Origin of the sequence: Streptomyces sp. NBC_00358, assembly GCF_036099295.1 — a bacterium.
GTDB lineage: Bacteria > Actinomycetota > Actinomycetes > Streptomycetales > Streptomycetaceae > Streptomyces.
In genome coordinates this window covers 1,696,208-1,717,805 of record NZ_CP107976.1, presented here as the reverse complement: position 1 = coordinate 1,717,805, position 21,598 = coordinate 1,696,208, and the positions used below count along the sequence as shown (strand labels likewise).

General features: G+C 72.1%; 21 protein-coding genes and 1 riboswitch. Of the genes, 17 read left to right on the top strand and 4 right to left on the bottom strand.

The window, feature by feature from the left end; all coding sequences use genetic code 11:
- Nucleotides 1-109: 109 nt before the first annotated feature.
- Nucleotides 110-748 (top strand): helix-turn-helix domain-containing protein, encoded by a 639-nt coding sequence (locus tag OHT01_RS07080; RefSeq protein WP_328552266.1) that lies wholly within the window; start codon nucleotides 110-112, stop codon nucleotides 746-748.
- A gap of 29 nt (nucleotides 749-777) precedes the next feature.
- A complete protein-coding gene (locus OHT01_RS07075) occupies nucleotides 778-894 on the top strand; it encodes a DUF6126 family protein (protein ID WP_081221928.1) in 117 nt (38 codons plus the stop codon).
- Between the two features lie 22 nt (nucleotides 895-916).
- Here OHT01_RS07075 and OHT01_RS07070 read toward each other — a convergent pair whose 3' ends face one another.
- Complete coding sequence (locus OHT01_RS07070) at nucleotides 917-1,714, bottom strand: tyrosine-protein phosphatase (protein WP_328552264.1); 798 nt, start codon at nucleotides 1,712-1,714, stop codon at nucleotides 917-919.
- Between the two features lie 631 nt (nucleotides 1,715-2,345).
- Nucleotides 2,346-2,504, top strand: a riboswitch (cyclic di-AMP (ydaO/yuaA leader).
- A gap of 2 nt (nucleotides 2,505-2,506) precedes the next feature.
- Between OHT01_RS07070 and OHT01_RS07065 the strand changes: the two genes are divergently transcribed.
- Both OHT01_RS07065 and OHT01_RS07060 read left to right on the top strand, forming a co-directional pair.
- Nucleotides 2,507-3,400: a M23 family metallopeptidase gene (locus OHT01_RS07065; RefSeq protein WP_328552263.1), complete on the top strand. Its 894-nt coding sequence runs from the start codon at nucleotides 2,507-2,509 to the stop codon at nucleotides 3,398-3,400.
- Between the two features lie 368 nt (nucleotides 3,401-3,768).
- Complete coding sequence (locus OHT01_RS07060) at nucleotides 3,769-4,554, top strand: SGNH/GDSL hydrolase family protein (RefSeq protein WP_328552262.1); 786 nt, start codon at nucleotides 3,769-3,771, stop codon at nucleotides 4,552-4,554.
- 402 nt (nucleotides 4,555-4,956) lie between these two features.
- On the opposite strand, the gene OHT01_RS07055 is transcribed toward OHT01_RS07060, so the two are convergent.
- The 3 genes from OHT01_RS07055 to OHT01_RS07045 form a co-directional block, all read right to left on the bottom strand.
- Nucleotides 4,957-5,577, bottom strand: coding sequence for a TetR/AcrR family transcriptional regulator (locus OHT01_RS07055; RefSeq protein WP_328552261.1), 621 nt, complete (start codon nucleotides 5,575-5,577; stop codon nucleotides 4,957-4,959).
- Between the two features lie 211 nt (nucleotides 5,578-5,788).
- Nucleotides 5,789-6,967 (bottom strand): Glu/Leu/Phe/Val dehydrogenase dimerization domain-containing protein, encoded by a 1,179-nt coding sequence (locus OHT01_RS07050; RefSeq protein ID WP_328552260.1) that lies wholly within the window; start codon nucleotides 6,965-6,967, stop codon nucleotides 5,789-5,791.
- Nucleotides 6,964-8,619: a thiamine pyrophosphate-binding protein gene (locus OHT01_RS07045; RefSeq protein ID WP_328552259.1), complete on the bottom strand. Its 1,656-nt coding sequence runs from the start codon at nucleotides 8,617-8,619 to the stop codon at nucleotides 6,964-6,966. The genes OHT01_RS07050 and OHT01_RS07045 overlap by 4 nt, the downstream gene beginning before the upstream one ends.
- 423 nt (nucleotides 8,620-9,042) lie before the next feature.
- Between OHT01_RS07045 and OHT01_RS07040 the strand changes: the two genes are divergently transcribed.
- From OHT01_RS07040 to OHT01_RS06980, 13 genes are all read left to right on the top strand, one after another.
- On the top strand, nucleotides 9,043-10,260 hold the full coding sequence (locus OHT01_RS07040; protein ID WP_328552258.1) for an MBL fold metallo-hydrolase: 1,218 nt from the start codon (nucleotides 9,043-9,045) through the stop codon (nucleotides 10,258-10,260).
- Nucleotides 10,261-10,608: 348 nt separating this feature from the next.
- A complete protein-coding gene (locus OHT01_RS07035) occupies nucleotides 10,609-12,666 on the top strand; it encodes an ATP-binding protein (RefSeq protein WP_328552257.1) in 2,058 nt (685 codons plus the stop codon).
- Between the two features lie 84 nt (nucleotides 12,667-12,750).
- Nucleotides 12,751-13,185 carry a roadblock/LC7 domain-containing protein gene (locus OHT01_RS07030; RefSeq protein WP_328552256.1) on the top strand — a complete coding sequence of 145 codons (435 nt, stop codon included), beginning with the start codon at nucleotides 12,751-12,753 and terminating at the stop codon, nucleotides 13,183-13,185.
- A gap of 2 nt (nucleotides 13,186-13,187) precedes the next feature.
- The gene (locus OHT01_RS07025) at nucleotides 13,188-13,559 is read left to right on the top strand and encodes a DUF742 domain-containing protein (protein WP_328552255.1); all 372 of its coding nucleotides are present in this window, start codon (nucleotides 13,188-13,190) and stop codon (nucleotides 13,557-13,559) included.
- Nucleotides 13,537-14,136, top strand: coding sequence for a GTP-binding protein (locus OHT01_RS07020; RefSeq protein ID WP_328552254.1), 600 nt, complete (start codon nucleotides 13,537-13,539; stop codon nucleotides 14,134-14,136). Before OHT01_RS07025 ends, OHT01_RS07020 begins: the two co-directional genes overlap by 23 nt.
- On the top strand, nucleotides 14,133-14,720 hold the full coding sequence (locus OHT01_RS07015; RefSeq protein WP_328552253.1) for a GAF domain-containing protein: 588 nt from the start codon (nucleotides 14,133-14,135) through the stop codon (nucleotides 14,718-14,720). The genes OHT01_RS07020 and OHT01_RS07015 overlap by 4 nt, the downstream gene beginning before the upstream one ends.
- Nucleotides 14,721-14,998: 278 nt before the next feature.
- The gene (gene tdh / locus OHT01_RS07010) at nucleotides 14,999-16,027 is read left to right on the top strand and encodes an L-threonine 3-dehydrogenase (RefSeq protein ID WP_328552252.1); all 1,029 of its coding nucleotides are present in this window, start codon (nucleotides 14,999-15,001) and stop codon (nucleotides 16,025-16,027) included.
- Between the two features lie 19 nt (nucleotides 16,028-16,046).
- A complete protein-coding gene (locus OHT01_RS07005) occupies nucleotides 16,047-17,240 on the top strand; it encodes a glycine C-acetyltransferase (protein WP_328558042.1) in 1,194 nt (397 codons plus the stop codon).
- A 79-nt stretch (nucleotides 17,241-17,319) separates the two neighbouring features.
- Entirely contained in the window at nucleotides 17,320-18,225 is a 906-nt protein-coding gene (locus OHT01_RS07000) for a LysR family transcriptional regulator (RefSeq protein ID WP_328552251.1), read from the top strand.
- A 50-nt stretch (nucleotides 18,226-18,275) separates the two neighbouring features.
- Nucleotides 18,276-18,848, top strand: coding sequence for a helix-turn-helix domain-containing protein (locus OHT01_RS06995; protein ID WP_328552250.1), 573 nt, complete (start codon nucleotides 18,276-18,278; stop codon nucleotides 18,846-18,848).
- Complete coding sequence (locus tag OHT01_RS06990; protein ID WP_328558041.1) at nucleotides 18,848-19,381, top strand: GNAT family N-acetyltransferase; 534 nt, start codon at nucleotides 18,848-18,850, stop codon at nucleotides 19,379-19,381. The genes OHT01_RS06995 and OHT01_RS06990 overlap by 1 nt, the downstream gene beginning before the upstream one ends.
- A gap of 167 nt (nucleotides 19,382-19,548) precedes the next feature.
- Nucleotides 19,549-19,908, top strand: a complete 360-nt coding sequence (locus OHT01_RS06985) for an MmcQ/YjbR family DNA-binding protein (RefSeq protein ID WP_328552249.1) — start codon at nucleotides 19,549-19,551, stop codon at nucleotides 19,906-19,908.
- Between the two features lie 327 nt (nucleotides 19,909-20,235).
- Nucleotides 20,236-21,543, top strand: a complete 1,308-nt coding sequence (locus OHT01_RS06980; RefSeq protein WP_328552248.1) for an MFS transporter — start codon at nucleotides 20,236-20,238, stop codon at nucleotides 21,541-21,543.
- Nucleotides 21,544-21,598: the final 55 nt, after the last annotated feature.

The window sequence follows — 21,598 nt, the reverse complement described above, 5'->3', positions numbered from 1 at the left end:
CGTCCACCCCTGAGGCCCGCCGTCTCCGGCGGGCGGAGGGCACGTGAACCCGGTTTGCCTCTGGGGCAAGAAAATTGCCCTGGAGGCAATCGTCGGGCTCAATGGTCCTATGATCCCCGCCGATCCAGGGGCGGCCGACGAGCCGTCCGCCGAGCTGCACGCCGTGGCGCCCCAGCTCCGCGCGCTGCGCCGCGGCGCCTCCCTCACGCTGGAGGCCGCCGCCCGCGCCGCCGGGCTGTCGCCCGCGCACCTCTCCCGTCTGGAGACCGGACAGCGCCAGCCCTCGCTGCCGATGCTGCTGACGCTGGCCCGTGTCTACGGTACGACGGTCTCCGAACTGCTCGGCGAGACGGTCGCCGACCGTGACGCGATCGTGCGCGCGGCCGACATGGAACCGACCCCTGCGGGCGGCTGGACGTACTGGCAGGCCGGCGCCGCGGGCCGCGGTATGCAGGCGCTGCGCGTGCACGTTCCGTACGGCTCGCAGGGCGACATCGTGCGGGTGCATCCGGGCGAGGAGTGGCTGTACGTCCTCCAGGGGCGGCTCAGGCTGCGCCTCGGGGACACCGCGCACGTCCTCGAACCGGGGGACAGCGCCCACTTCGACTCGCTCACCCCGCACCGCATCGCCGCCGCCGAGCGCGACGGAGCCGAGCTCCTCTTCGTACACACCCTGCTGCAGAGCCCCGTCGCCGCGCTGTGCCTCGGTCCGGCGACGGGCCACCCCACCTCGGGAGAGACGTCATGACGGAACCCACAGAACCCCGCCGGCCGTCCATGGAGGAGAAGTTCCCGCGCGCCCTGTGGGTACGGCTGATCATCTACGTCGCCGTGGGCCACCTCTTCGCGGCCTTCGTCTACCTGCTCTTCACGCTGGGCGCGCAGAACCAGTAGCGGCCCGCGTCCCGGGTGCGGTTCAGTCCAGGAGTCGCTCGCGCAGGCGCTCCCGCAGCTCCGGCGTCATGCCCAGGCCCCGCTCCAGATAGACGTCGACGCTGCCCCAGGTCTCCTCGACCGTCTCGAACGCCGCCGTCAGGTACTCGGCGCGCGCGTCGAACAGGGGGCTGAGCAGCTCCATGACCTCGGGGGAGTAGGCGGTGGCCGAGGTGTTGTTGCGGTGCACCTTGTAGCGGCGGTGCGTGGCGTTCGACTCCAGGTAGTCGGCCACGATCGCGTCGCGCTCGACGCCGAGGGCGAGCAGGGTGATCGCGATGGACAGTCCGGCGCGGTCCTTGCCGGCGGCGCAGTGCATCAGCGCGGGCACGCTGTCCTCGGCCAGCGCGCGCAGCACCTGGGAGTGCTCGGCCGTGCGCTCCTTGATGATCGTGCGGTAGGAGCCGATCATCCGGGCCGCGGCCTTGCCGTCGCCGAGGATCGCGCGCAACTGGTCGAGATCGCCGTCGCGGACCATCTTCCAGAACTCACTGCCGTCCGCCGGGTCGGTCAGCGGAAGATTCACGTTCCGCACGCCCGGCAATTCGACGTCCGGGCCCTCCAGCTTCTGGTCGGCCGCATTGCGGAAGTCGAAGATCGTGTGGAGCCCCAGGGAGGCGAGGAACGCGGCGTCCTCCTCCGTGGCGTGGGCGAGGTGGCCGCTGCGGAACAGGTGCCCGTAGCGCACTCGTCGGCCGTCCGCGGTGGGCAGGCCACCCACGTCGCGGAAGTTGCGCACTCCGCCGAGCTCGGGCTCGGTCGACGGGACCTGCTGGGTCACGGGGGCTCCCCTCATTCGGCCGCCGGCGTCGCAGGGCTGGACTCGGCGTCGCTGGTCGGCAGTTGTGTGCGGCTCGCGCCCTCGACGATACGACATGGGTTCCTGAGGCAATGAGTTGTCCACAGGCGACGCCTCCCGGACGCGGAGCCCGCGTTGATGTTGCCCAATAGGTGCATATGTTCGAATTCACCGAAGGGTCGGCCTTGTGGGCGACCGTGCGGACCTGGCGGAATGAATTCGGCCGATATGAGGCATTGATGCACGCCGTTTTGCGTGTCGGCTCACGTGGGGTGCTGGATGTGATGGATGTCCGCCCGCATCGCATCTGACTGTTCTGCCCGAAATGGCGCCTTCATTACAACTGGCCCTGGAATAGCGCATCCTGGGTCGAGTCGCGTGAGGAGCGTCATATTCGTGACGATGAGTTGCCGCCTCCATTTCTCAACCGGCCCGCAATTCCGGGGAGGTTGAGAGGCCCGGAAGATCGTCATTCCACGGAGGGTGACGGCAATTCCACCATGGATCAAGAAAGGCGAGCGCACGGAATCCGCGCACAGTTGTCGACGCGCTCTCATGTCGCTTACGTTCTGCCTCAATCCGGACGGACGCCCAATCCTGCCGCCGCCCGGAATCCGCAAACTCACCCGTACACGGCAGGAGCGGGGGACCCACAGGTTCCGTGCCTGTCCGGACTCCGGAACAGGCTAGGGGTACAGCCGCGCAGCAGCGCGGCCGGGCATCTCCAGCCCGCACCCGACAGCTCACCCCGCAGGCGCCGGAGAGGAAATCGTCATGCCCGCGAAGGGTAAGCACCGCCGTCCCAAGTCCTTGCGTTTCACCCGCTCCATCGCCGTGGCCGGAACCGGTGGCGCAGCGCTCGCGCTGCCTCTGATGGGAGCCACGGGCGCCCACGCCGCGACCCCGGCCACCGCCGTCGCGCAGCATGTCGAGAAGGCCGCGGCCGCGGCTCCCGCCGCCGAGAAGACCGTCACGACGAGGACGTACGCGGTGCGGGCCGGTGACTATCTCTCCAAGATCGCCGACGAGCACAACGTCAGCGGCGGCTGGAAGAAGATCTACTCCGACAACCGCTCCGCCATCGGCGGCGACCCGTCGCTGATCCACCCGGGTCTGAAGCTGTCGCTCGGCAAGAAGGCCGCCTTCGCCGGCGCCGCCCACTCGGCCACCCGCACGTCGGCCCCGGCGGCGAAGACCACCCAGGCGACCCCGGCCGCCGACACGGCTCCCTCCAACTCGGCCTCCGCCGAAAGCGGTTCCGGCTACACCCTGCCGGTCCAGGGCGGCAGCGTCGGCACCGGCTACAAGGTGGCGGGCAGCATGTGGTCCAGCGGCTACCACACGGGCGTGGACTTCGTGGTCCCCACCGGCACCACGATCAAGTCCATCGCCGCGGGCACCGTCGTCTCCGCCGGCTGGGGCGGCGCCTACGGCAACCAGGTCGTCATCCAGCACGCCGACGGCAAGTACTCCCAGTACGCCCACATGTCCTCGCTGTCCGTCTCGGCGGGCCAGACCGTGACGGCGGGCCAGCAGATAGGCCTCTCCGGCGCGACCGGCAACGTCACCGGACCGCACCTGCACTTCGAGATCCGCACCACGCCGGACTACGGCTCGGACGTCGACCCGGTCGCCTACCTGCGGTCGCACGGTGTCGCCGTCGGCTGACGCGTCACCCCGAGTTCCATGAGCTTGCCCCGTTCCTGACCTGACAGCAGGACCGCCGCCGAAGGCCGGACCCCATGATTCCCGGGGTCCGGCCTTCGGCGGTTTTCCGTCACGAGGCGCGTGTACGGCGAAAGTAGCTGTCGTCCGGCGGCATGTGCGACCGTGCCGAGCGATTCTCCGCGATGTCCCGGCCATCGAGTGATCGCTGCTTCAACGTCCTTGATCCGGGCCTTATTCCAGAGTTGACCAATGCTTGGCGAGTGGTTTATCTCACCGCCCGTCAACCCTTCCCTACGGTCGCGTAGCTCACATCCGAAGGTGAATCATGGGTCGATGTGGCAGACGATTCGAAGAGTGACAACAGATCAGTGATCGGGTCGTACGTGGCGGTGGGGGACAGCTTCACCGAGGGCGTCGGCGACCCTGGGCCCGACGGGGCTTTCGTCGGCTGGGCCGACCGGTTCGCGGTACTTCTCGCGGACCGGCGACCCGAGGGCGACTTCAACTACACCAATCTCGCCGTGCGCGGCAAACTTCTCGACCAGATCGTCGAGACCCAGCTCCTGAAGGCCAAGGAGCTCGGCCCGGAACTGGTCTCGTTCTGCGCGGGCGGCAACGACATCATCCGCCCCGGCACCGACCCCGACGAGGTCGCGGAGCGCTTCGAGCGCGCGGTCGCAGACCTCACCTCGGCCGTCGGCACCGTCATGGTGACCACCGGCTTCGACACCCGAGGCGTCCCCGTGCTCAAGCATCTGCGCGGCAAGATCGCCACCTACAACGGACATGTGCGGGCCATCGCGGACCGCTACGGCTGTCCCGTCCTCGACCTCTGGTCCCTGAAGACGATCCAGGACCGGCGCGCCTGGGACGGCGACCGACTGCACCTCTCACCCGAGGGGCACACCCGGGTGGCGCTCCGGGCCGGACAGGTACTCGGCCTGGAGGTACCCGCCGACCCGGACCAGCCCTGGCCGCCCCTCCCGCCGCGCGGCACGCTCGAAATGCGCCGCGACAACATCCAGTGGGCGCGCGAGTACCTGGTCCCGTGGATCGGACGGCGGCTGCGCGGGGAGTCCTCGGGCGATCACGTGGCGGCCAAGGGTGCCCTGTCACCGGACGACATCAAGATGCGCATCGAGTCGGTGGCCTGAGGCAGGACCACCCCGGTCGCGCCGTCACCGGACCACTCCGCTCCGGTGGGCACGTCGGCACGGCGTCACAGCCGCACCCGCCCCGGTCCGCCCCGACGCCGGCCGGGGCGGGGCCGACGGCGCGGGGCCGGCCGCGAACCGCCGCGGGTCGCGTGGGCACGCCCGGCCGGCGATCACGCAGGGGCGGGCGCGTACTAGGGCGTGTTTCGAAAGTAGCGTCGTCCGCCCGGAGGGCGGGGCTCGCGGCGTCTGGTGCGGTGCATCGCAAGGCGGAGGGTCGTCCGCGTACTGGGCGTACTCGGGCGATCCCGACAGCGCGGCGTGGGGGTCCCCCCTGCTCGAAGAGCTTGGGGGAGTGCCGTGCCAGGCGTCGCGAGCCAGACGGGACTTTCGAAACACGCCCTAGCGGACCGCCGCCATCAACGCCTCGCGTTCAAGGCCCAGTTCACGGGCGAGGGCCTCGTCCACCCACTCCTGGGTCCGCGCCCGTGACACGGCTCCCGAGTAAGCGGTCATCTGGACGGCCAGCCCGTCCAGCAGCGCCGTCAGCCGGAGGGCCGAACTCGCCGGGTCGGGGCAGCGGAACTCGCCCGCGGCCACTCCCTCCGCGATCACCTCGGTCATCGCGGCCTTCCACTGGCGGTCGAGATCACGGGTGACCTCGCGCAGCGCGGGCTCCCGCAGGGCGGCCGCCCAGCCCTCGATCCACAGGCGCCAGCCCTTGGCCTGTCCCGTCGGGGCGTACCAGCGCACGGCGGCCCGAAGACGTCGCAGCGCCGTCGTACGGCGGCCGAGCAGCTTGCGCAGATGGGCGAGGTCGTCCTCGGCCGCGTAGGTGAACGCGGCGGCGACGAGCTTCTCCTTCGTCGAGAAGTGGTACAGCACCAGCGCGTTGCTCACGCCGAGGGAGGAGGCCACGTCGGCGATCCGTACCGCCGCCACGCCCCGCGCCTCGATCTGTTCGACGGCGGCCCGCAGCAACTCCTCGCGCCGCTCCGCCACGCTCAACCGCACTCTCGCCACGCGGCAACCCTACACAGCCCTTCCGGGAGCGGTCCGGCAGGAGTTGACGCCTGCGTCCGGCGCCCCGCGCCGGGTCGGCCCGGGCCCGGGCCGCTCCGCGGTTCCCGCCGGGGAACGGCGTCCTCGGCGCGGATCGACAGCGTGACCGGGCGGCGGTCCCGCCGGGGCCCCGACGAGCCCGCGGCGGGGTGGCGTCACCGGCCCCGGGCCGTCACCGGTACCACCCGAACCGCTCCGCGATGACCGGCAGCCGGTCCGTGACGATGGCGTGGGCGGCGGCCCGCGGCGTCGTACCGTCGGCCTCCGCGCGCGCGAGCGTCCGGTCGATCAGGGCGCGCATGGAGCGCCGCGTGTGGGCGAACGCCTCGTCCGCGTCCGCGCCGATGTCGCCGAACAGGGTCCACCACCACCAGGCGTTCGTGCAGGAGTTGACCACCACGTCCGGCAGCACGGTGACCCCGCGCGCGGCGAGCAGCAGCTCCGCGTCCGCCAGGACGGGCATGTTGGCCGCCTCGACGATCCAACGGGCCCTGATCCCTTGCTGGTTCGCCGTGTCGATCGCGTACGAGACCGCGGCGGGCACCAGCACCTCCACGTCGGCGGACAGCCAGGCGTCACCGGGGAGTTCACGGTCGGCGTCGCGCAGTACCGCGCGGTCGACCGTCCCGTACGTGTCCCGTGCCGCGAGCAGCGCCTCGACGTCGAGGCCGTCCGGGTTCGCGATGGTTCCCTTGATGTCGGCGACGGCGACGATCGTGAGCCTCGCGCGCGCGAGGAACCGCGCGGTGGCCCCGCCCATGGTGCCGAGCCCCTGCACGGCGACGCGGGTTCCCGCGTACTCCACCCCGGCCCGGTCCAGGGCGGCGAGCACGGACTCGGCGACGCCGCAGCCGCCGACGAGTTCGTCGAGCCCGATACCGTCCACCTCGACCGCGAAGGCGTCCGCGAGCCGTCCGCGGGCCGCCGTCTCGTCGTCGAGCAGCGGGTACACGGCCTGGATGGACGAGACGAGCCCGGCCTCCTCGGCGGCCCGGTCGACCAGGTCCTGGCTGAGCCCGAGATCCTCGCCGGTGGTCCAGAACGCCTCGATGTACGGGCGCATCGCGCGCAGATAGCGCACCAGCAGCCCGTACGCCGCCGGGTCCTGGGGGTCGCAGTCGATACCGCCCTTGGCGCCGCCCAGCGGGATGTACCGGCCCTCGGGGTTGTAGTGCAGAGCTTCCTTCATGGTCATGCCCCGGGCGAGCCCGGCCACCTCCTCCAGGGTGCAGCCCGGCCGCATCCGCAGACCGCCGCTGGAGACACCGCGCACGAGCCGGTCGACGACGAGGAATCCCGGACGGCCGGTGACATGGTCCGTCCAGGTGAGCGTCATCAGGGGGGCGGTCATCGGGTCTCCTCGGGGATGGCGATCAGGGTGGGGCCGGGGGTGCGCAGTGCCTCGCTGAGCGCGGCGGCCAGCTCGTCCGGGCTGTACGCGCGCGTGCCCTGTCCTCCGTAGGCGCGGGCCAGGGCGGGCAGGTCGACCGGCGCGAGGTCGACGGCCGTGGGCGTGTCGCCCCGGGCGGCCATCTCGTCGCGGATCTCCCCGTAGCCGCCGTTGTCGAAGACCACGACGGGCAGCGGGAGGTTCAGCTGTGCCGCGGTCGCCAGTTCCTGCACCGTGAACTGGAGGCCGCCGTCCCCGCTGAGCGCCACCACCTGACGGTCGGGGCACGCCGCCTTGGCGCCGATCGCCGCGGGCAGCGCGTAGCCGAGCGTGCCGAAGCCGGTCGGGTGAAGATAGCGGCCCCCGGGGCCGAGCGGGAGGTGGGGGAGTGCTCCGTAGTAGCAGCACTGGGCGCTGTCCGAGGTGATCACGGCGTCCTCGGCGAGGACGGAACGCACGGCCCGCAGGTACGGGATCCAGCGGGCGTCGCGCCCGGCGGTCTCGGCGTTCCGCGCGGCCACCAGGGCTCCGGCCCGCCGGACGGGGTCCTCGTCCGGCACGCGCGCGTGCGGGCGGGTTGCGCCGTGCCCCTCCACGGCGGCGAGCAGCGCCGTCAGGGAGAGCTCCGCGTCGCCGACGACGGCGATGTCCACGGGGAGGCCCGAGTACATCTGGTCCGGGTCCAGGTCCACACGGATCAGCGTGCCGTTCAGGGCGGGCGGCGCCGCCCACAGGTCGGACTCGGCGAGTTCCGTGCCGACGGCGAGGACGGTGTCCCGTTCCGTGAGCCACTTCTGGACCGAGGGGCTGTGCAGGGACACGCCGAGGGACAGCGGGTGCGTCTCGGGGACGATTCCCTTGCCGTTGGCCGTGGTGAGGACGGGGGCGCCCAGCGCCTCGGCGAGGGCGAGCCCCGGGACGGCCGCTCCGCGCGCCCCGCCGCCGAGGACGAGCGCCGGACGGCGCGCACCGCGCAGGGCCTCGGCGGCCCGCTCCACCGCCGCCGGGGCGGGGGCGAGGGGAGCGGTGGGCGGGGTCACCCGGACCGGACGGGTCTCCTCGGCGGCCTCCAGCAGGTCGAGGGGTATCTCGATGTGCGCGGGCCGCGGCCGGCCGGTGCGGAACAGGGTGAAGGCGCGCGCCACCGCCGCGTCGATCTCCGCGACCGAGGACACGCGATGACTGAACGCGGCCACGCCCCGCAGGGCCTCCGTCTGGCTGCGCGTCTCGTGCAGCAGACCGGTCGCGAGCCGCGGGTGGCGCAGCGGCATTCCCGGTGAGACGACGAGCAGCGGCACGCTGTCCGAGTACGCCTGGCCGACGGCGGCCGCCGCGTTCAGCAGGGCCGGTCCGGTCGTCGTGAGCACGACACCGGGGCGCCGGGTCACGCGCGCGTAGCCGTCGGCGGCGTATCCGGCGCCCTGTTCGTGGCGTGTCAGGACGTGCCGGACGCCGTACGCGGGCAGGTGGCGGTAGATCTCCAGGTTGTGGGTTCCGGGGATCCCGAAGACCTGTGTCACGGAATGACCGCGCAGGGCGCGGACGAGGGCTTCGCCGCCGGTGATCGTCCCGCCGGTCACGGGCGGGACCGGTTCTGCGGACGGGTCGGACACGGTGTCTCCAGGGATGGACGGGCGGGCGCGGCCCGCGGGCCACTGGGACGGTACCGGTCTACTGAATCATGAGTCAGTATCGAAACGGCCTTCGGGTCATGTCGACGCGCTGCGCCGATCGCCGGAGGGGACGCCGGGGGCCCGGGTACGGCTGCGCGGAGCGGCCCGGGTGCGGTCGGTGGAACCGGGCCGTACCCGGACGGGGCCGCGCGCGGACGGGCCGTCGGTGTGGGCACGTGCGGGGCACCCGTGGGCGCTGTGGCGCTTCAGAACGTCTCCCTGAGCCGGAAGAAGCGCGGGCGCGGTGGGGTTGAGCAATGACAGACCCGGGGTCACGGACATCGCTCTGTGACCGGGGCGACCCGGCGCTGTCAGAGGCGACGACCATAATGAAAGCCTGACCGACTCCATCTGGAGGTATCCGTGACCGGTTTCCGTACCCTGAGCTCCGGGCTCCGCGCGCTGCGGCCCGCCGCCTTCGGCGCGGATCCGGCTGGTGCGCGCATGCGGCGCATCCGCAATTCGCCGAACTTCGCGGACGGTGTCTTCCAGAACCCGGAGAACGCCCGTACGCGCCCCGACGGCTCGATGGTCGAGTTCGCGAAGGTCTACTTCCGCAGCGAGGAGCGTGCCCACCGCTCCCCGACCGGGACGGTGCCGGTGCACGCGACGACGCTCGCGGACCTGGCCAGGCCCGCCGCGACCGGGCTGCGGCTCACCTGGATGGGGCACTCCAGCGTCCTCGCCGAGATCGACGGCCACCGGGTGCTGTTCGACCCGGTCTGGGGTGAGCGCTGCTCACCGTTCGCCTTCGCCGGTCCCAAGCGACTCCACCCCGTGCCCCTTCCGCTGGCCGCGCTCGGCCCGGTCGACGTCGTGGTGATCTCGCACGACCACTACGACCACCTCGACATGCCGACGATCAAGGCGCTGGCCGGCACGGACACGGTGTTCGCGGTGCCGCTGGGCGTCGGAGCGCATCTGGAGCACTGGGGCGTCTCGGTGGACCGGATCCGCGAGCTGGACTGGCAGGAGTCGACCAAAGTCGGCGGGATCACGCTGACGGCGACACCGGCGCGCCACTTCTGCGGCCGCGGCCTGCGCAACACCCAGCACACCCTCTGGGCCTCCTGGGTCGCCGAGGGCGACACGCACCGGATCTACCACAGCGGCGACACCGGCTACTTCCAGGGCTTCAAGGACATCGGCGCGGCCCACGGTCCCTTCGACGCCACGATGATCCAGATCGGCGCGTACAGCGACTTCTGGCCCGACATCCACATGACTCCCCAGGAGGGGATGCGGTCCCACCTCGACCTCCAGGGCGGGCGGCCCTCCGGAGTGATGCTGCCGATCCACTGGGGGACGTTCAATCTCTCCACCCACGCCTGGTCCGACCCGGGCGAGGGCACGCTGGCCGCCGCCCGCGCGGTCGGTGCCCGGGTGGCGCTGCCGCGTCCCGGTGAGCCCTTCGAGCCCGCGTCCGAGACGGTCCCCTCCGAGCCGTGGTGGCGTGGAGTGGCCCGTACGCCGAAGGACGGCTGGCCGGTCGTCGAGGAGACCACCGCCGACACGCCCGGTGACGTCGCCGACGGGTCCCCGGAGGGCACCGGGGAGCCGGAAACGGTGTCCGCGGGCTGATCGTCCGATCTACGGCGAGGGCCGAGGAGCGAAACGCTCCTCGGTCCTCGCCGTTTTCTTGTGACCGCTTCTGACCAGCTCTGATCAGGGCTGGAGTCCGGTACGAACGTGCGTCCGAACGGGTTATCGGTCAGCCGTACGACGCCTCATACCAGAGCGGGACGCTACCTGGGGGAGTTTGTCAACAGCCCACCGCACATGATGCGTTGGCGACTACTGTCAGTTGCCGTCGGGCGACGCAGGGCCGATTTTTTCGGCTCTCTCGACCGGCACCGCGATGGCACACGCCCGAGTCGCGCAGACCCGCGGGGGCTCCCTGCCCCCGACGCATCCAGTACGAGGACGCCGATGTCTCACCTTCGCGCACCGGCCGCACGCGCAGACCGCCGTGAGGGCGGGCGGCACGGACGACCGGTCGCCCGTGCCACCCCTCCGCCGCCCGAGACGCACCTGCGGCCGCAGCTGCTGCGCCTCGCGGTCCTGCCGCCGACGGCCGTGGCACTCAGCGCGTGCGCCGCCGTCCTGTTCACCGTCCGCTCCACCGGCGCCCGGCCCGGCCCGGTCCTGTGGGCCGTCCTCGCCGGAGCGGTGGGCGTGGCCCTGGCCGGCATCCTGATCGCAGCCGTGGCCGCCGATCGCGCCGCCACCTCCGTACGGGAACGCATAGGAGCCCTGCGCCGCACCAGCGCCCGCGCCGAGACCGATCTGCGCGCCGTCGTCGAGGGGCTGCGGCGCGGCGAGGAGCCGCCCGCCCGCAGGACGCGCCGCCGCCCTCCCGCGGACGCCGACGACTTCGAGCTGCTCGCCGCGGACATCTCGCGCGCCCACGACGGCGCCGTCGTGGCCGTCGTGCAGGCCTCGCAGCTCTCCAGCCACGCGGGCAGCGAGCAGAAGGTCGAGGTCTTCGTCAATCTGGCCCGCCGTCTTCAGTCCCTCGTGCACCGCGAGATCTCCATCCTCGACGAGCTGGAGAACGAGATCGAGGACCCCGACCTCCTCAAGGGGCTCTTCCACGTCGACCACCTCGCCACCCGCATCCGGCGCCACGCCGAGAACCTCGCCGTGCTCGGCGGCGCCGTCTCGCGCCGGCAGTGGAGCAACCCGGTCTCCATGACCGAGGTGGTGCGTTCCGCGATCGCGGAGGTCGAGCAGTACTCGCGCGTCAAGCTCGTTCCCCCGATCGACGGCACCCTGCGCGGGCACGCGGTCGCCGATGTCATCCACCTGCTCGCCGAACTCGTCGAGAACGCCACGGTGTTCTCCGCCCCGCACACCCAGGTGCTGCTGCGGGTCAACCTCGTCACCTCGGGACTCGCCATCGAGGTGGAGGACCGCGGCCTCGGTATGCAGACGGCCGAGCAGGAGAAGATGAACGCCCTGCTCGCCGACCCGGACCAGGTCAATGTCGCCGGCCTGCTCCAGGACGGGCGCATCGGCCTGTTCGTGGTCTCCCAGCTCGCCCGTCGGCACGGCATCCAGGTACGGCTCCAGAGCAACATCTACGGCGGCGTCCAGGCCGTACTCGTGGTCCCGCAGGGGCTGTTGGGCTCCCGGCCCGGTGCCCTCGAAGACGGCGGCGCGACGCGGGCGGTGGAGCCCGGGACGAGCGGGGTGCCGCAGCTGTCCCTCGGCCCCGGGCCCACGCGGTCGGCCCCGGTGCCGGTCGTTCCCGGGGGCCGCCCGGTGGCGCCCGTGCCCCGGCAGACACCGCGGGAGCCGGCCCGGGGCGAGCAGCAGACACCCCGGCGGGTCGCGCCGGTCGCGGGGCGAGGCGGTCCCGCACCCCTCCCGGTGCGCGGGGCCGGCGCACCGCGGCCCAATCCGGCCGAGGCGGTACCCGGCATCCGCGCCGAGGACCGGCTCGCCGCCGCCGAGAACGCGGTCATGCCGCCGGCACCGCGCGCCGGCGTCGTGCGCGGCACGATGGGCAAGCCCCACCTGCCCAAGCGGCGCGCCCAGGAGCACATCGTCCCGCAACTGCGCGAAGGACCCGTGGCCCGTCCCGACACCGGGCATCTCGTCGGCCACGACCCGGGTCTCATGGCCGCCTTCCAGCGCGGGATCGGGCTCGCGGAGGCCTCCTCCAGCGAGTCGGACGGCCGGGCCGACCCGGGGGCGCCCCAGGGAACGGCCGGGGCGGACGTGCCGGCCGCCCCGGCCTCGTTCCCGGACCGGCCACGCCTGGAAGCGCTGTACAGGGAGCCCGCGGTCCACACCCGCGGGGAGCTGTCCACCGGCACCCCCGCCCGTGGCGGCGACCCCGTGGACGTACCTCCGCAGGACGACGGACCGGCCACCCGGCCGGGCGAGCCGCGCACGGCGCACGCGCAGGCGCCGCACGGGGCCCGGGACACCGCCTCCGGACACGACCGCACCACCCGGCACGACGGGAACACCCCGGCCTGACGGCCACCCCCAGACGACCGCCTCCACCCCCACGTCCACCCCACCGCTCCCGAAGACCTTCGTACCTCAAGGAGTCGATCCCCCATGGCGAGCGATGCGCCGACCGGCCACGTATCCGACCTCGACTGGCTGATGAGCGGCCTCGTCCAGCGCGTACCCCACACCACCAGCGCGGTGCTGCTCTCCTGCGACGGGCTCGTGAAGTCGGTCCACGGCCTCGACCCGGACAGCGCCGACCACATGGCGGCGCTGGCCTCGGGCCTCTACTCCCTCGGGCGCAGCGCGGGCGCGCGGTTCGGGGACGGCGGCGAGGTGCGCCAGGTCGTGGTCGAACTCGACTCGACCCTGCTGTTCGTCTCCACGGCCGGCTCCGGAACCTGTCTCGCCGTGCTCGCCGGCCGCGAGGCCGACGCGGCCGTGCTCGGCTACGAGATGGCGATGCTGGTCAAGAGCGTCCGGCCCTATCTGGTCACCGCGCCCCGGCAGCCCGCCGCCGAACCCCCGGCGATGAGGTCTTGAGCGTGGCCGCGGCCGGCGACGGGCCCTGGCTCGACGACGCGGCGGGACGCCTGGTGCGCCCGTACACCGTCAGCAACGGCCGGACCAGGCCGACGACCGCGCTCGACCTCCTCTCCCAGGTCATGGCCACCGGAGCCATGCCCCTCGGCTACCTCGGCCCCGAGCACAGCCAGGCACTGGAACGCTGCCGGGCACCGGTCTCGGTCGCGGAGGTCGCCGCCCATCTGAAGCTGCCGGCAGCGGTCACCAAGGTGCTGCTGTCGGACCTCGTCGACTGCGGGGCGCTCACCACGAAGCCCCCGGAGTTCCACCACAACCCCACTGACCGGTCTCTTCTGGAGGCAGTGCTCGATGGATTACGACGGCAGCTCTGACCCCTTCCCCACCGCGCTGAAGATCTTGGTGGCGGGCGGGTTCGGGGTCGGAAAGACAACGTTCGTCGGCGCGGTGAGCGAGATCGCGCCGCTCAGTACGGAGGAACTGCTCACCACGGTCAGCGCCTCGACCGACCGCCTCGACGGCATCGAGAACAAGGTCGAGACAACGGTCGCGATGGACTTCGGCCGCATAACCCTGGATCCGGAACATGTGCTCTATCTGTTCGGCACACCCGGGCAGGAGCGGTTCTGGTTCATGTGGGACGAACTCTCGGAGGGCGCGCTCGGCGCGGTGATCCTCGCCGACACGCGCCGCCTGGAGGACTGCTTCGCGGCCGTCGACTTCTTCGAGCAGCGCGGACTCGCGTTCATCGTCGCGGTCAACGAGTTCGACGGCTCGTACCGCTACGACCCCGCCGAGGTGCGCGCCGCCATCGACCTCGACCCCGCCATCCCCGTCGTGTGCTGCGACGCCCGGATCTCCAGCTCGGGAGTGCAGACCCTGCTCAGCCTGGTCCGCCACCTCCTCGCCCACGCACCGGCCCCCTTCCCGAGTCACGGAGCCCGTACATGAGTTACGACCCGCCACGGCCGGCCGGTCGGCTGCTGCTCACACCGGAGGACAAGGACGCTCCGGCCCGGGTGCGGCGACTGCGCGGACTGGGGCTCGGGGAGCGCTCCGAGCCCGCCTTCGACGCCTTCGCTGACCGCCTCGCGGAGGTCGCCGCGGCTCCCTATTCGATGGTCAACTTCATCGACGAGGAGCAGCAGTTCTTCGCGGGCCTGCACACTCCGGACGGCGGTGCCAAGGGCGCGGGCCTCGCCGCGGCCCGGGAGGGCGGAGAGCTCGAACTGGGCCGCTACATGGCCCGGGATCACGGCTTCTGCCCTCATGTGGTGGTGCGCCGCAAGGCGCTCGTCCTGGAGGACGTCTGCGACTACCCGCGCTTCGCCGGGAATCCGGTCGTCGACGAGTTCGGTGTCCGCTCCTACCTCGGCGCCCCGTTGATCGACCGCACCGGCATCGCCCTCGGCACCATCTGCGTCGTGGACGTGGAGCCGCGCCCCTGGGGACAGGCGGGCCTGCGGACGATCAAGTCGATGGCGGCCGAGCTGGTCGAGCGGCTCGAACGGCGGGAAGGGGTCCACGGGATCTGACGGGCGTCCACGGGATCCGACGCGAGGGGGAGGACGCCAAGTAGTCGCCTCCGGAACCGCATTCCCCCTCTTGGGCCACTCCGGCCCCGCGACATCCGACCCCAAGCAGGGCTAGGGAGAACTGGGGCGTGAAGCAAAGCTGGGGCAGCGCTTAAGAAATCCTCGATGGACCGGGGGCACCGTCGTACGGCAGATTTCTGGGTGAATTCACCCCTCTCCCCGGTGCGGGCCTCCTTCGGCGTGCCTTTTCCCGGGACCTCACGCACAGGAGCCGTCGAGTGAAGGCGCTGGTCAAGGAGAAGGCGGAGCCCGGACTCTGGCTCACGGACGTCCCGGAGCCCCAGGCCGGCCCCGGTGACGTACTGATCAAGGTCCTCAGGACCGGGATCTGCGGCACCGACCTGCACATCCGCAACTGGGACGGCTGGGCGCAGCAGGCCATCACCACGCCCCTCGTGCTGGGCCACGAGTTCGTCGGCGAGGTCGTCGAGACCGGCCGCGACGTCGCCGACATCAACGTCGGCGACCGGGTCAGCGGCGAGGGCCACCTGGTCTGCGGCAAGTGCCGCAACTGCCTCGCCGGGCGGCGCCACCTCTGCCGTGCCACCGTCGGCCTCGGCGTCGGCCGCGACGGCGCGTTCGCCGAGTACGTCGTGCTGCCCGCCCAGAACGTGTGGGTGCACCGCGTCCCGGTCGACCTCGATGTCGCCGCGATCTTCGACCCGTTCGGCAACGCCGTGCACACCGCGCTGTCCTTCCCGCTGGTCGGCGAGGACGTCCTGATCACCGGCGCGGGACCGATCGGCCTGATGGCCGCCGCGGTGGCCCGCCACGCGGGCGCCCGCAACGTCGTCATCACCGACGTCAGCGAGGAGCGCCTGGAGCTGGCCCGCAAGATCGGCGTCAGCCTCGCCCTCAACGTCGGGGGCTCGACGATCGCCGACGGCCAGCGCACGCTCGGCCTGCGCGAGGGCTTCGACATCGGCCTGGAGATGTCCGGCCGCCCCGAGGCGATGCGCGACATGATCGCCAACATGACGCACGGGGGGCGGATCGCGATGCTGGGCCTGCCGTCCGCGGAGTTCCCGGTCGACTGGTCCCGGATCGTCACCTCCATGATCACGATCAAGGGCATCTACGGCCGCGAGATGTTCGAGACCTGGTACGCGATGTCCGTCCTCCTGGAGAGCGGCCTCGACCTCTCGCCCGTGATCACCGGCCGCTACGGCTTCCGGGACTACGAGGAAGCGTTCGACGACGCGGCCGGCGGCCGTGGCGGCAAGGTCATTCTCGACTGGACCCTCTGAGGACTCAAAGGAACTGATGATGTTCGACTCCGTGCGCGACGACCTCCGCACCACCCTCGACGAGATCCGCGCCGCCGGGCTGCACAAGCCCGAGCGGGTCATCGGCACCCCGCAGTCCGCGACCGTGAGCGTCACCTCGGGCGGCCGCCCCGGTGAGGTCCTCAACTTCTGCGCGAACAACTACCTCGGTCTGGCCGACCACCCCGAGGTCGTCGCCGCCGCCCACGAAGCGCTCGACCGCTGGGGCTACGGCATGGCCTCCGTGCGCTTCATCTGCGGTACGCAGGAGGTGCACAAGGAGCTGGAGGCGCGGCTGTCCGCGTTCCTCGGCCAGGAGGACACGATCCTCTACTCCTCCTGCTTCGACGCCAACGGCGGCGTCTTCGAGACCCTCCTCGGCGCCGAGGACGCGGTCATCTCCGACGCCCTCAACCACGCCTCGATCATCGACGGCATCCGGCTGTCCAAGGCCCGCCGCTTCCGGTACGCCAACCGCGACATGGCCGACCTGGAGGCGCAGCTCAAGGAGGCCTCCGGCGCGCGCCGCCGTCTGATCGTCACCGACGGTGTCTTCTCGATGGACGGCTACGTCGCCCCGCTCCAGGAGATCTGCGACCTCGCCGACCGCTACGACGCGATGGTCATGGTCGACGACTCGCACGCCGTGGGCTTCGTCGGCCCCGGCGGCCGGGGAACCCCCGAACTGCACGGGGTCATGGACCGCGTCGACATCATCACCGGCACGCTCGGCAAGGCCCTCGGCGGCGCCTCCGGCGGCTATGTCGCGGCCCGCGCCGAGATCGTCGCGCTGCTGCGCCAGCGGTCCCGCCCGTACCTCTTCTCGAACACGCTCGCGCCGGTGATCGCCGCGGCCTCCCTGAAGGTCCTCGACCTGCTGGAGTCGGCCGACGACCTGCGCGTCCGGCTCGCGGAGAACACCGCGCTGTTCCGCTCCCGGATGACCGCGGAGGGCTTCGACATCCTCCCCGGCGACCACGCGATCGCCCCGGTCATGATCGGTGACGCGTCCGTCGCCGGCCGCATGGCGGAGCTGCTCCTGGAGCGCGGCGTGTACGTGATCGGCTTCTCGTACCCGGTCGTCCCGCAGGACAAGGCCCGTATCCGCGTACAACTGTCCGCGGGGCACTCCACCGAGGACGTGAACCGGGCCGTGGACGCCTTCGTGGCGGCGCGCGCGGAGCTGGACGCCTGACGGCGGGTGCGCCCTCGCGCCGGGGGCGCACACCGGCTCGATGGCCGGAAAAGGCGCGTGACCTGAGAGAATCGGTCGCATGATCGAAGCGCGGCGGCTCCACATCCTTCGTGCGGTGGCCGACCACCGCACGGTGACGGCGGCGGCCGCCGCGCTGTATCTCACGCCCTCGGCGGTCTCGCAGCAGCTCACCGCCCTGGAGCAGGAGACGGGCCACCGGCTCGTCGAGCGCGGCGCCAAGGGGGTGCGGCTGACGCCCGCGGGCGAGATCCTGCTCGGCCACACCCATGCCGTCCTTGCCCAACTGGAGCGCGCGGAGGCCGAGTTGGCCGCTTACAGTTCGGGCTCCGCCGGTACGGTCACGGTGGCCTCCTTCGCGACCGGCATCGGCCTGGTGGTGGCCCCCGCGCTGGCCCGCCTCGCCGTCACGGCGCCCGGCATCCTCGTCCGCGTCCAGGACGCCGAGGGCGACGCGAGCCTGCCGATGGTGCTCGACCGGCAGGTCGACATCGCGGTGGCCGTCGAATACCGGGGTGCCCCGGACGCCGACGACCCGCGGCTGACCCACGTCCCGCTCTACGCCGAGCCCTTCGACGCGGTCGTCCCCGTCACCCACCGCCTGGCCGACGCCGAGGAGGTGCCACTCGCCGAACTGGCGAAGGACCCGTGGATCGGCCCGTACCCGGGCAACCCCTGTCATGACGTGGTCGTCCTGGCCTGCGAGAACGCCGGATTCCAGCCGCGCCTCGAACACTCCTCGGACGACTTCCGGGCCGTCGTCGCCCTCGCCTCCGCCGACGCGGGCGTCGCCCTGGTGCCCCGCTCGGCGCTGCGCGGCATGGAGCTGACGGGTGTGGTCGTCCGCCCGGTCGACGGCACCGCGCCCACCCGCCGCGTCTTCGCCGCCGTACGCCGGGGAGCGGAGGGCCATCCGCTGATCCGGCCGGTCCTGGAGGCCCTGGCGCAGGCGGCGACGGTCGACTGAGCCGAGGGGCACTCTCGTCTCGTTCCCGTATTTGGGATAGCGTCCCTGATATGGGAAGGGATGACATCGTCGACGTCGACGCCAGGCTCGCGGCGCGACTGGCCGAGTTGAGGGCCGAACGGGGCTGGACCCTGGGGGAGTTGGCGGAGCGCAGCGGAATCAGCCGGTCGACCCTCTCCCGTGTCGAGCGCGCCGAGATCAGTCCCACGGCCTCCCTGCTGAACCGCCTCTGCCATGTGTACGGGCGGACCATGTCGCTCCTGCTCAGCGAGGTGGAGGGGGAGCCCGCGCTGCTGGTCCGCGCCGCCGAGCAGAAGGTCTGGACGGACACGGCCTCGGGGTTCGTCCGGCGGTCGGTCTCTCCGCCGCACCCGGGACTGCGCGGTGAACTGGTCGAGGGGCGGCTCACGGCGGGCGCGGACCTCGCCTACGACAGGCCCCCCGTGCCGGGCCTGGAGCAGCATGTCTGGGTCCTCGACGGAACACTCGACGTGACCGCGCAGGACGTCCGGCACCGCCTCGACGCCGGCGACTGCCTCCGGTGGCGGGTGTGGGGCCCGACGCGCTTCGGCTGCCCCGGCCCCGGGGATGTCCGGTACGCGCTGGCGGTGGTGCTGCCGTGATCACCGTCGCGCGCCTCACCGCGGCCGAACTCCACGCTGTGGCCGATGAGTTGGCGGACCTGCTCATCGACACGGTGGACGGCGGTGCCTCGATCGGATTCCTCGTACCGCTCGGCCGCCCGGCGGCCGTCGCCTGGTGGCGGGAGCGCGCGGACGCGGTCTCGGCCGGGCGCCTCGCGGTCTGGGTGGCCCACGGCGACGACCGGCTGCTCGGCACCGTCGGGCTCGACTTCCCAGACAAGCCCAACAGCCGCCACCGCGCCGAACTCGTCAAACTCATGGTTCACCGGGACGGCCGCGGACAGGGCCTCGGCCGTACGCTGCTCACGACCGCGGAGAGCGCGGCGGCAGCCGCGGGAGTCACGCTCCTCCATCTGGACACCGAGGCGGACAGCCCCGCCGAGTCCCTCTACCTCGCCGCGGGCTGGACCCGGCTGGGGGAGATACCCGACTACGCGACCACACCGTCCGGCGACCTGCATCCGACGACGATCTTCTACAAGCGGCTGGGAGCGCCCGCCGGCGACCGGTGACAGGTCTCGGCGGGGCGGGGCACGGGACCGGCCCGGTGGCATCGCGTGGCGGCACCGCCGGATCGACGGGCGGCAGGCCGGCCGGATCTCCGGGCGGCCCGCCCGATCCGGCGCTGACGTCGGGCTTCACCGCGTCGATGTCAGTGCCATTGGCTACCGTGCGTCTCATGCCGGATGCCGAAGACGTACGCCGTATCGCCCTCTCCTTGCCGGACACGACGGAGAAGATCGCCTGGAGCATGCCCACCTTCCGGGTCGCGGGAAAGATGTTCGCCACGCTGCCCGAGGCGGAGACCTCCATCGCCGTGCGCTGCCCGAAGGAGGAGCGCGACGAACTGGTCCTGGCCGAGCCGGGGAAGTTCTGGATCGCCGACCACGAGGCCGGTTTCGCCTGGGTCCGGGCCCGGCTCGCCGCCTTGGAGGACGACGACGAGCTCCGGGCCATCCTCGCCGACTCCTGGCGGCAGGCGGCCACGCCCCGACTGATCGACGCCCACCCCGAGTTGGGGCTCCCGTCCGCCGACTGAAACGGCCCGTTCGCCGTCGCCGCCCCGTGGCATGATCCGAAGCGGACGTGATCCGCAGGCCATGGGCCGAGGAGCGGGACGGACGGCTTCGTGGGGGAGCCGCGGGGGCGGCTCCAGGGGGAGGGGGCGATCGGGATGACCGGTACGTCATCGGGCGAGGAATCGCTGTACGCAGAGCCGTCGCACGGAGAACCGTCGTACGGAGAACCGAGGTACGCGGCATCGCCTTGCGCAGCACCGCCGTACGGGGAACCGTCGTATGGAGAACCGCCGTACGCAGCACCGCCGAACGGAGAACCGTCGTACGGGGAGCCGTCCGGCGGTTCGGTGCGGGGAGAGTCCGTCGCCGACCGGCCGCCCCGGCCGGTCTGGTCACGGGACTTCGCCCTGTTCTTCGTCGCGCGTGCCTTCGCCCGGCTGGGCGACACCATGCTGCCGGTGGCCCTCGCCGCCGGACTGCTGCGGTACGGCTACGGGGTGGGCGCCGTCGGCCTCGCCATGGCAGCGTCGGCCGCCCCGTTCGCCGGACTGGTGGTCTTCGGCGGGGTGATCGCCGACCGGTTCAGCACCCGCAGACTGATGATCGGCGCCGACCTCGCGCGCCTGGTGACCCAGTCGACCGCAGCAACCCTCTTCTTCACCGACCACGTGATCCTCTGGCAGATCTGCGTGATCGGCGCGGTCAACGGCGTGGCGGGCGCGGTCTTCCAGCCCGGCGTCGCCAGCACCGTGCCGCGCCTCGCCACCGACATCCAGGGGGCCAACGGCGCCATCCGGATCGCCGAGTCGGCTGCCCAGCTCGCCGGTCCCGCCCTCGCGGGTCTGCTGGTCGCGTTCGCCTCCGCCGGAGGGGTCTTCGTCGCCCACGCCGGCACCTTCGCGCTGAGTGCCCTGTGCCTGCTGCTGCTCCGCCTTCCCCCGGCCGTCACCGGCGGCCGGGCGCACGGCGGCAGCTTCACGGCCGATCTCGCCGAAGGATGGCGGGAGTTCAGATCCCGTACCTGGCTGTGGGCCGTCATCCTGATCTGGTGCGTCTACATGATCTCGGTCTGGGGCCCGACCGTCCCCCTGGTGGCGACCGAGGTGGTGCAGCGGCACGGCGCGCGCGCCTACGGCCTGATCAACTCCGCCCTCGGCGCCGGTACGGTCATCGGCGGGCTGGTGGCCCTGCGGCTGCGGCCGCGCCGCATGCTGCGCGCCGGTTCTTTCGCCCTCTTCGCCTTCGCCTGCTTCCCCGCGTCCGTCGGGGCGGGGCTCGGCGTGGCCGCCATGTCGGCGGGAGCGGTGATAGCCGGAGCCGGTATGTCGCTCTGGGGTGTGATGTGGGCGACCAGCGTGCAGACACAGGTCGCGCCCGACGTCCTCAACCGCATTCACGCCTACGACGTCGCGGGCTCCCTGGCGATGATGCCGGTGGGTCAGGCGCTCGCGGGACCCGCCTCCGCGGCCCTCGGCGCCGACAACGTCCTGCTCGTGGCCGGTGTCATGACCCTCGTCGTCTCCACGGCCCTGCTCTCGGTCCCCGCGGTGCGCAATCTGGTGCGCGTCGACGGCCCCGTGTCCCGGACGCGCGCCACCACCGGCGGCGCACCGCTCGAACCGGCCCACGGGAAACGGGTGCGCGACCACCGGTAGGAGTGCGGTATTGTTTCCGTGCACGTCCAGCCAGGGGAAACCCCAGGTCAGACGG